At 61.9% G+C, this 10,077-nt stretch carries 9 protein-coding genes and 1 pseudogene; 9 read left to right on the forward strand and 1 reads right to left on the reverse strand.

Annotated features, from left to right (window positions below):
- Nucleotides 1-75 precede the first annotated feature (75 nt).
- The 9 genes and pseudogenes from mtaB (at nt 76) to O2807_06635 (ending at nt 9,233) form a co-directional block, all read left to right on the forward strand.
- Complete coding sequence (gene mtaB / locus O2807_06595; GenBank protein MDA1000171.1) at nt 76-1,446, forward strand: tRNA (N(6)-L-threonylcarbamoyladenosine(37)-C(2))-methylthiotransferase MtaB; 1,371 nt, start codon at nt 76-78, stop codon at nt 1,444-1,446.
- On the forward strand, nt 1,443-2,342 hold the full coding sequence (locus O2807_06600) for an SAM-dependent chlorinase/fluorinase (GenBank protein MDA1000172.1): 900 nt from the start codon (nt 1,443-1,445) through the stop codon (nt 2,340-2,342). The genes mtaB and O2807_06600 overlap by 4 nt, the downstream gene beginning before the upstream one ends.
- Before the next feature lie 132 nt (nt 2,343-2,474).
- Nucleotides 2,475-3,065 (forward strand): annotated as a pseudogene (locus O2807_06605) (DsbA family protein).
- Between the two features lie 63 nt (nt 3,066-3,128).
- The gene (locus O2807_06610; GenBank protein MDA1000173.1) at nt 3,129-4,076 is read left to right on the forward strand and encodes a P1 family peptidase; all 948 of its coding nucleotides are present in this window, start codon (nt 3,129-3,131) and stop codon (nt 4,074-4,076) included.
- A gap of 294 nt (nt 4,077-4,370) precedes the next feature.
- Nucleotides 4,371-5,183: an ABC transporter ATP-binding protein gene (locus O2807_06615; GenBank protein ID MDA1000174.1), complete on the forward strand. Its 813-nt coding sequence runs from the start codon at nt 4,371-4,373 to the stop codon at nt 5,181-5,183.
- Complete coding sequence (locus O2807_06620) at nt 5,180-6,010, forward strand: ABC transporter permease subunit (GenBank protein MDA1000175.1); 831 nt, start codon at nt 5,180-5,182, stop codon at nt 6,008-6,010. The genes O2807_06615 and O2807_06620 overlap by 4 nt, the downstream gene beginning before the upstream one ends.
- Nucleotides 6,011-6,060: 50 nt before the next feature.
- Nucleotides 6,061-7,086, forward strand: a complete 1,026-nt coding sequence (locus tag O2807_06625) for an ABC transporter substrate-binding protein (GenBank protein ID MDA1000176.1) — start codon at nt 6,061-6,063, stop codon at nt 7,084-7,086.
- A gap of 151 nt (nt 7,087-7,237) precedes the next feature.
- Nucleotides 7,238-7,984 carry a methyltransferase domain-containing protein gene (locus tag O2807_06630; protein ID MDA1000177.1) on the forward strand — a complete coding sequence of 249 codons (747 nt, stop codon included), beginning with the start codon at nt 7,238-7,240 and terminating at the stop codon, nt 7,982-7,984.
- Between the two features lie 178 nt (nt 7,985-8,162).
- Nucleotides 8,163-9,233 carry an alpha/beta hydrolase gene (locus tag O2807_06635; GenBank protein ID MDA1000178.1) on the forward strand — a complete coding sequence of 357 codons (1,071 nt, stop codon included), beginning with the start codon at nt 8,163-8,165 and terminating at the stop codon, nt 9,231-9,233.
- A gap of 437 nt (nt 9,234-9,670) precedes the next feature.
- Here the strand turns inward: O2807_06635 and O2807_06640 are convergent.
- Nucleotides 9,671-10,077 (reverse strand): hypothetical protein (locus O2807_06640; protein ID MDA1000179.1); only part of this gene is annotated, 407 nt, incomplete at its 5' end.

The raw sequence follows: 10,077 nt of genomic DNA on the forward strand, positions 1-10,077 counted from the left end.
CTCGTAACTACGGGGGATCTCGGCTGGGGGGGGGCTCCGCGCTCCGCTTTCCACCTTCGGAAGAGGAAAAGGCCAGTGAACCGGCCCCGATTGGCGATCTACAGCCTGGGTTGCAAGCTCAACCAGGCCGAGGGCGAGGCGATGCTCCACAGCTGCGCCCTCGCCGGCTACGAGGTGGTCCCCTTCGAGGCGGAAGCCGACGTCTATGTCGTGAATACCTGCACGGTGACGCACGAGGCCGACCGGGAGGGGCGGCGCCTCGCCCGAAAGGCCCGCCGGCAGGGCCCGCGGGGGGCGAAAATCATCCTCGCAGGGTGCGCAGCGCAGGCCAATGCGGCGGAGATGCGGATTCCCGAGGCGGACCTCCTCCTGGGGAACGCCGAGAAGCTCCGTCTTTCCCTTGAGCTGGAAAAACCCATCCAGAATGAAGGCAGCCTGCCCGAGCTCCGCATTTCTCCTATCGAAGAGCACCTGAATATCGAGACGGTGACGCTGCCGCAGTTCGGGGGAAGGACGCGCGCCTACCTGAAGGTTCAAGATGGCTGCGATTTTTCCTGCACGTTTTGCGCCTCGACCATCGCCCGCGGCGTGAGCCGATCCCTCCCGCCAGAGGACTGCGCACATCAGGCCCGGCAGCTGGCCGAGGGAGGCCGCCTCGAGATCGTTTTGACCGGGGTGCACCTGGGCGCCTATGGCCGCGATCTCGCGCCGCGTTCGACGCTGAGCCGTTTGTTGAAGCGCCTCCTGGAGACAGCGGGGCTTCGCCGCCTCCGGCTTTCCTCGGTGGAGCCCGGCGAGATCACGCGCGAGCTCGTACGCATCTGCTCCGCGAACGCTTTCCACGAGAGGGCGGCCCGCTCACCCTATGTCTGCCGCCACTTCCACGTTCCCGTGCAAAGCGGCGATGACGGGGTACTCGAAGCGATGGGCCGCAACTATAGCGCGGCGTTCTGCGCAGGGCGTTTCGCGGAACTGGCGGAGCAGATCCCGGGCGTTTGCCTGGGGGGAGACTTTATTGCCGGATTCCCGGGGGAGAGCCCCGAGGCGTTTGCGAAAACGCTGGAGTGGGTGCGGGAGTCGCCCCTGGCCTATCTCCATGTGTTTCCCTATTCGCCCCGGCCGGGAACCGCGGCGGCGGAGATGGGCGATACCGTCCCGCCCGCCGAGATTCGCGAAAGGGTCAAAAAGCTGCAAGACCTCGGAAGGCGGAAATGGGCCGCATTCGTCGCGCGGCAGGAGGGGAGGGAGACGGAGGTGCTCTTCGAGGGCCGCCGGGTAGAGGGTGTGCTTTCGGGTCTGGCGGATAACTACGTTCGCGTTTTTCTGAAAGGACCGGAAGAATTCATCGGGCAGGCAATGCCGGTCCGCTTGTCCTCCATTCGGGGGAAGATGACGGGGGCGGTGGCCTCGCGCTCCGATGGATTTTGGGGGACTTTACTGGGATGAGCGATTCGCAGTCGCGGCCCGATCCCTTTGATGAGGGCGGGGCAGAGATCGAGGGAGATCAGGGGAATCGCCCGGCGATCACTCTCTTGACGGATTTCGGCCAGGACGAGCACTACGTCGCCGTCATGAAGGGGGTGATCCTGAGCGTCAACTCCCAGGTGCAGATCGTGGACCTGAGCCACAGAACTCGACCGTTCGATGTCGTGGGCGGTGCCATGATCCTGGGGAGTGCCTACCATTATTTTCCGAAGGGGACGATCCACGTGGCAGTTGTCGATCCGGGCGTGGGCAGCGACCGGCGGGGAATTTTGGTGGCCACGGAGAATTACTTTTTCGTGGGACCCGACAATGGAATTTTTTCCTATGTCTACGATGACCCCTCCTATCTGTGGACCCGCGATCTCGACACGGTCGAGTATTTCCTCACAAAGGTCAGTTCGACGTTCCACGGCAGGGACATCTTTGCCCCCGTTGCCGCTTATCTGTCCCTGGGGGAGGACCCGGAGAATTTCGGGCCGCTCGTCCAGAATCCGATCCGCCTCCACTGGACGCGGCCGCGGGTGGACTCGAAGGGGGTCATCCACGGTGAGGTGGCGTATGTGGACCAATTTGGTAATCTGATAACGAATATCGACACCACCGCCTTTTGGGAAGGGGCCGGCAACGCCGGTAACTACGAGGACAACCTCTTGCCGATTGTGGAGGTCGGCGGTGCGGTCATCGAGGGCTTAAGCGAGTTTTATCAATCGGCTGAAAATGATAACCTGGGAGCTCACTTTAACAGTTGGTCGCACCTTGAAGTGTTCGTTCCCCGCGGGAGCGCAACGGAAAAACTGAAAGTTGGCCGGGGGGAGAGCGTGCGCGTCCGATTTGAAATCAATATAAAAGACAGATGACAAAGACCCATGATCGGCGCGCACTTTCCGTGCGCCGGCCTTGTTTCCATGTCGCCAAAGGAGAGCCGGATGAGCAACGAACCCGTAAAGTTTACGGTGTACAGCGATTTCCTGTGACCCTGGTGTTTCAATTCGGCCGTGCGCCTGAAGAAGATTAAGGAAGAGTACGGGGACAAGGTGAACATCGAGTACCGCGTGTTTATGCTGCGGCCGGAGCCCGACCCCAACGCAGTGTTCAACGAGTACCGGAAGACCGGCTGGGCGAATGCGGGCTCCCAGCCCGAATCGGGCGATTTTCACAGCTGGGAGTCCGAGGAGAATTTTCCCAACTGGTCGCTTCCATCGGCCGAGGCGGGCCTTGCCGCCAGGGCCCAGGGACCCGAGGCGTGGGAGCGCTTTCACGAAAATATGTTTTCGGCGTTTTTCACCGAAAACCGGAATATTACCGACAAGGAAGTTTTGTGCGAGATGGCGGAAAGGTCGGGGCTTGACATGCTCCGCTTCCGCGACGATCTCGAAAGCGGCGTCCACCGCGAGCAGGCGTATCGCGAGTACATGGATGCGGTACAGAAGGGAGTTTCCGGCATCCCCTCAGTGCTCGTCAACGACGAAGCTCTTTTGGTCGGCGCCGTCGGGCGGGAGCAGTACAAATACGTGATCGACAGTATCCTGGAGACGGGGGATTTGCCGAAACCCCGCGCAGGCGGACTGCCGCAGGCGTAGCCGCGCGCCCAGAGAAGGACACTTCCCCTGGATCTGACAGAACTCACCGGATGCGTTACGGATGTGCCCGGTTTTCGGCTGGGCCATGCGGCGGATTTGCGCGCCCGGACGGGCGTGAGCGTGCTGGTCTGCCCGCCGGATACGGTCGGCGCCTGCGAGCTGCGGGGAACGGCGACGGCGACGCGGGGCATTGACTCGCTCCGCCCCGAGCACTTGGTCGGCCATGTTGATGCGCTGGTTTTCACGGGCGGGAGCGCCTTCGGCCTCGCATCGGTGGATGGGGTGATGGAGGTCCTCGAGGCAGCGGGCCGGGGGTTTCCGGCCGGCGGATTTATCGTTCCCACCGTGGCGGGCGCAGTGATTTTCGACTTGGGCGTTGGCGAGGGGAGCGTCCGGCCCGGACCCGGGATGGGGCGCCGGGCGGCGGAGTGCGCTTCCTCCGGGGAAGGGCCCCAGGGCAGTGTCGGTGCGGGGACAGGGGCGACAGTGGGCAAGCTGCTGGGCAGGGGGCGAGCGATGAAAGGCGGTCTCGGAACGGCGAGTGTGACGGTGCCCGGCGGAGGGATCGTGGGTGCTCTGGCCGTCGTCAACGCCTTCGGGGGGGTGCACAACCCCGATACGGGCGAGCTCCTGGCCGGCCCCCGGGGGGAGGCGGGTCAGGAGCTTGTTGACACGGCTTGGCATCTGCGCACGCGCGGTCGCCCGTTTCAGGGTTTTTCCGGTTCGGGCGAGAACACCACACTTGTGGCGGTGGCGACGGATGTGGGGCTTTCCAAGGTGCAATGCCACAAGCTTGCACAGTTCGGCGCAAATGGCCTGATCCGGACCGTCCGGCCTTCCTACACTTCCGTGGATGGCGATGTGGTTTTCGCCGTCTCGTGCGGATCGAAAGGGGCCGACCTGGATGTCGTCGGCGCGGCCGCGGAAACGGCCGTGGGAAGAGCCATCTGCCGCGCCGTTGTGGAGGCGGAGGGAGCCGAGGGCATCCCGGCGTGGCGCGATTTGCAATAACTTCTCATATCCCTGCGGAGGCGGGAGGAGCGGAAGGCTCGATCTCGCCTTGGAAATTAGAATTTGCCATACATTCTCTGAAATGAGATAATCTGCTTAAATTCAGACGCTTTTCGCCATATGTTTCTGTTTTGACTTTGATTATGCTGTAGAATTGCAGCCGCGGAGATGCCATTCGGAGATATAGTTTTAACTCTGAACCATTCTGCGTGCTGCTTCTGTTTGCCGCCCAGATTATCCGTTTTTCCTCATTCAGCAAGGAGTTGACCCATCGAAAGTGGTGAAGAGAGCAACATGAATCAGGAAGTGGCTTTTTCGGCCAGAGGCCTCCATAAATTCTATGGGGATGTCCATGTCCTCTCAGATATTCACCTGGAGGTGAAGCAGAGCGAAATCTTGACCATCCTGGGGCCCAGCGGCTGCGGAAAGACGACCTTGCTCCGCATCGCGAATGGATTGATCGCATGTGAGCAGGGAGAGGTGTTTTACCGCTCGGAGCGCGTCACGGGACCCCGGCCGGAAATGACCATGGTGTTTCAACATTTCGGTCTCTTCCCGTGGAAAAAGCTTCACCAGAATATCGCATACGGGCTCAAGCTCCAGGGAGTGCCGTCGAAAGAGCTTGAAGAAGCGGTTGCGCACTATACGAACCTGGTCGGCCTGAATGGTTTTGAGGATCATTATCCCTCCCAACTCTCCGGAGGGATGCAGCAGCGTGCCGGCCTGGCGCGCGCACTGGCCGCCAAGCCGCAGGTGCTTTTGCTCGACGAGCCCTTTGGCGCACTGGATGCCCTGACGCGGGAGCAGTTGCAGGAAGAGCTGCTCCGGATCAACGAGGTCGAGCCGAAGACCATGTTGTTTATCACGCACAGCATTGACGAGGCTCTCTTGCTGGGCGATCGGGTGGTGCTCATGACTCCGCGGCCGGGGAAGGTTCGCTTCGAGGTGGAAACGCAATTTGGCCGGGACCGGGACATCGAGGCCATCCGGGGCAGTGCGAGATTTCTGGCATTGCGGCATCACTTGTGGGAACTTCTTCGCAATCCCAGCGATGAGCCCGGCGAACTGCATGAAATTCCTGTCTACGCAGAGGAGAGAGCAAAGTGACGACAGAAGCCATGAGCGGCGGAAATGTCAGTGCTGGAAACGAAATTTCTTCTCTGGCCTGGGTCACCGCCCCCCAGTTCTATATGCGTTTTCTGTCGCTTGTCCTGGTGATCGGCGGCTGGGAGGCGCTGGGGCTGGCGGGACAGATATCGCCCTCGACCTTCAGCTACCCGAGCGCCATCGTCGTTGCTTTCTTCGAACTCCTTATCAGCGGCGAGATGATGGCCGCGGCCTATGGAAGCTCCCAGATTCTCTTTGTCGGGCTCGCGGTGGCCATCCCGGGCGGCATCATCATCGGCATGTTGATGGGGAGGTCGCAAACCTTTGAATATCTTGTGGATACCTATGTCTACGCGCTTTATGCCACCCCCGTCGTGGCGCTTGCGTTTCCCATCGCGATGGTCCTGGGCGTGGATTTTTTGGGTAAAACGACGATTGTCATATTTTTTGCTATCATGCCGGTCATCATCAATGTCTTTCATGGGGTCCGGAACATCGACCAATCCTTGCTGGAGGTGACCCGGTCGTTCTGCTCCACCGAAAGCCAGAGATGGCGGGATTTGATCTTCCCCTCGGTGGTGCCCTACCTGGTGGCCGGATTGGGCCTCGCGTTCGGGCGTGCCCTGGTGGGGATGGTAGTCGCCGAGTTTTTGATGAGCATTTCGGGTCTCGGTGCCTTGAGCCAGGACTATGTCGGCGACCTGGATCTTGCCAAGGGGTTGGCGCCGGTTGTTCTGTTGATGATTGCGGGGATTGTGTTGACGAAGCTGGTGGCGGTTTTCGACAAGAAATTCGCTTCCTGGCGGGTACGCAGTGAATCGGACTGAGTTTTAATTGTGCGGAAAATCGCATCGGCTCTATTGAGGAGATGAAAACGATGAAAATTCTAGCGAAATGGTTTTCCCTGTTGGTTCTTGTGGCCGCGATTGCGCTGACGGGGAAGAGCCCTGCGCTTGCGGCCGATAAGCTGGTTCTGGGAATGCCCGTTCGGCCGCCGGTGATGGTGCACATGCCGGTTTTCTACGCGATCGACAACGGCATTTTCGAGCTCAACGGCCTGAAAGTGGAGGTCAAATTTTTCCGCGGCGGCGTGGCCACCCATCGGGCGGCGGCCAGCGGGAAGAGTGGCTTGGACGCGTCCTGGGTGCCCTTTGGCATCGGGCTGGTCGGCATCGCAAAGGGCAGCGGGCTGAAGTACTTCCACTCGATGTCCTTTCTGCAGGAAGCCATCGTGACGGGCGCGCCGGGCATTGACACGCCCGCGAAGCTGAAGGGCAAGACCATCGGCATCGAGGGACGCGGCGGCTACAGTCACACGAACGCAGTCGCGCTGCTCCGCTCCGCCGGCCTGACGGACAGCGACGTGAAATGGATCAAGACCCCGCCGCCGGCGCGCGTTCCGTTCCTCCTCAAGGGCAAGGCCGACGCCGTGGTCATCCACGTCGAGCAGGTTCTTCTCTCCCAAAAGGAAAAAGCGGTCACCGTTCTGGGCGAGCAGTGGAAGGTGATGCCGAAAAACGTATATGGCGCCTTTATCGCGCCCGCCTCGAAATTGGCTTCGAACCGCGACGCATACGTGCGCTTCGCGCAGTCGATGATCCAGGCCACCCGCTCGATGTACAAAGACAAGCCGGGCTTCATGAAATCGGCCATGAAATGGGTCCGCCCGGTGTACAAGAAAAACCCCGATGTTGTCTCCAGGACCTACGACATCTTTGTGAAAGAGCGGATGTGGTCGGTCAACAGCGGCCTTCCGAAAGAGAACGTTGCCTGGACTACGAGCTTCATGCAGAAGCTTGGCAAGATCAAGGGCAAGGTGCCCGGCTATACGGATCTGATTGATGTCGGCATCGCCAACGATTCGCTGGCCCGGTTGGGCAAGATTTCTCCTTCGGAAGATTAGAGGCGGATTCTCATCGGCCGCCGTCCCGCAAGGGGCGGCGGCTTGTTTTTTTGTGCGTGTTTTTTTCGGGGGCATGAGGCGGCAGCATAAGGATTTGCCTCTGCTCCAGCATTGGCGTTTTCAGCTTCCCCACTCGACATTTGAGCGGAAAATGTCCGTATTCGTTCGAGGCGAGCCGCCCCGCGCTTGGGCGGATCAAATCAAGGATTTTGTACGCAACCGCTATGCGCACCTCGTGGAAGGGGATGCCTTTCCCCCAGGCGGGGCGGAGCGTGCGCTGAAGGCCGGATACCCCGAAGAGTGGGTGAGGGGTCTTCCGGAGAATTTTTCGGGCTCCTACTGCGGCTGCGGGTTCGCGCTCGAGGGCGTCTCCTTCGCGGGCGCGGGCGATGTGCTCGATCTGGGCTGCGGCGCGGGCCTGGACGCGCGCCTGATGGCGGGGCGGCTCGGGCCGGGCGGGCGGGTCTTCGCGCTGGATATGACGCTCCCCATGCTCCGGCGGACGCGAGAGATGGCGCCCGATTGCGGGGCGGGAAGCGTCCTGCCCGTTGGAGGAGACATGGAGCGCCTTCCTTTTTCCGGGGCGCGCTTCGACCTGGTATTCGCCAACGCCTCCCTCAATCTCACCATTGATAAAGAGTGCGCCCTGCGGGAAATCCACCGGGTGCTTCGGCCGGGCGGAAAACTGATCGCTCGCGAATTGATTCGGGAGGGTGAGCTTCCCCCCGAGATCGGCCTCGACCCCACCGCGTGGAACGCATCGCTGGGGGGCGTCCTCGAGGAGAGCGAGTGGCTTCGCCTGGCCGGGCGGGCGGGTTTTGCGGAAGTCGCCATCACCGGGCACAGCCCCTTCGCTCCGGTCGTAGCGGTCCGGCTGGAAGCGAAAAAACCGGAATAGTGCCGGAAAGAAAAAGGGTAGTGGGTCAGTTTGCTTGTTTTTCTTGTCATTCCGAGTGCCGGAGGCGCGAGGAATCCGTTTTTCCACAGCAGATTCCTCAGTCGCTGCGCTCCTTCGGAATGACACCACGGGTCCATTGTACAAACTGACCCACTACCAGAAAAAGGAAGAAGCCGAATTGAGTGAGCCGAAAGGGCAGGACAAGCTGACACAGGAGGCGCTCTCGAACTGGTATGTGCGTCTCCTCGCGAACGGGATCACCTATTTCGATGCAACCGAGGTCATCCCCAAGGTGGGCTCCTGGGACGACTGGTGCCGGCTGTGGATCGAGCGGGGCGATTTCCGGCTTGCGGGGGCGGAGGAGATGGCCCGGTCGGGGCGCCGCCAGAGCGCGGCGGAGGGTTTTGTGCGGGCTGCGTTGGCCTACCATTTCGCCCAATTTGTCTACAACGAAGACCCGGCCCTCAAGCAGGAGGCCCAGGACAAAAAAGTCGCCGCCTACCAAAGAGCGCTGCCCGATCTGCTGCCCCCCGGGGAGCGCATCGAAGTCCCCTACGAGAGCGGCAACCTTCCTGGAATCCTGCGGATTCCCGCCGGGCTCTCGAAGGCCCCCTGCGTCATCCTGATCTCGGGGCTCGATTCCACCAAAGAGGAGTTTCACACCCTCGAGGCCATCGTGCACAGCCGGGGGCTGGCGACGTTCGCTTTCGATGGCCCCGCCCAGGGGGAGCGCATGGATCTGCCGATCGAACCCGCCTACGAAAAGCCCGTCTCCGCCGTCATGGACGTGCTCTGCAAGGACGCGCGGCTGGACGCGGAGCGGATCGGGGCGCTGGGCGTCAGCCTGGGCGGGCACTACGCCCCCCGCGCGCTGGCCTATGAAAAGCGGCTGAAGGCGGCGGTCGGCGTCACGGGCTTTTACGATCTGGACGAGCACTGGAAGACGATACCGGCGCTTACCCGCAAGGGGCTTTGCCACGCCTTCGGCGGGGTGAGCGAGGCCGAGGGCGCCGAGCGGGCGAAGACGCTGAGCTTAAGAGGTCATCTGAAAGGGCTGGACCGGCCGCTGTTCATCATCCACGGGGAGCTGGACCGGCTCTGCCCGGTCGATCAGGGGCATAAGATCGTCGAGGAGGCCGGCCCTCTGGCGGAGCTCAAGGTCTATCCCGAGGGCGTTCACGTCTGCAACAACGTGCCGTTCCTCTGGCGGCCCCTCGCGGCGGACTGGCTGGCCGATAAACTCACCTAGGTGTGCCCTCTTCGTGCCCCCCCGGCCGGGGCGCGGCGGAGCGGGGAAGCCCGTGCGGAGGATCCGGCAGTGGGTCCGTTTGCACAATGGACCCGCGGTGTCATTCCGAAGGAGCATAGCGACTGAGGAATCTGCTTGTCGAAAAGCAGATTCCTCGCGCCTCGGGCGCTCGGAATGACAACAAATACAAGCAAACCGGACCGCTGCGGGCGATCCGAATCTCCCCGCATCTTCTGCACCGGCTTTTCCCCCCGCGTGTGCGAGAGTGGGCCCGGCTTCCAAAAGGGGGCCGAAGGTGTGCCTGCAGGCAGGGACTTGGCTCCAAAAAGAGGGCCGGCGGGGCGATTTGCGGGATGCTGCGGGATAATGCGGGAGTTTTTGCGCCGCGCCCGCTGCCGGGGCTCTGACCGGGGGAGCCGCCTGTTTGGAATTCGCGGCTAGCCCTTCAGCTCGATGCGGATGGCATGGAAGGGAAAGTCCCCCTTGTTCTCCACCTTGTGCGGCCCCTCGGGCGCGATCCACAGGGGGGTGTTCGCGGGCGGTTGGCCGAGGTCCACGGCGCCGCCATCGCGCCCGTAGTAGACGATCTCGGGAGCACTGTCGATGATGAAGACGCCCCACCACTTGTGGGTGTGCGCCGCCTCTTCGATGGTGCGGGGCGGAATGGTGACATCCAGCACGCGGACCCGATCGTTTTCGAGCACGACGCGGTGGTTCTCCGGGCAGGCGGCGACGGCGTCGAGTTCCTCCGGGTCATCGGGGCGGTACTCGGGGCGCGGTTCTGTGGCCATGGCGGCTTCTCCTTGTAAGCGGACATCGAAGGCGAATGATGAGCGGTCATTTT

The sequence above is a fragment of the bacterium genome (assembly GCA_027622355.1).
In the GTDB taxonomy this organism is placed as follows: Bacteria; UBA8248; UBA8248; order UBA8248; family UBA8248; genus JAQBZT01.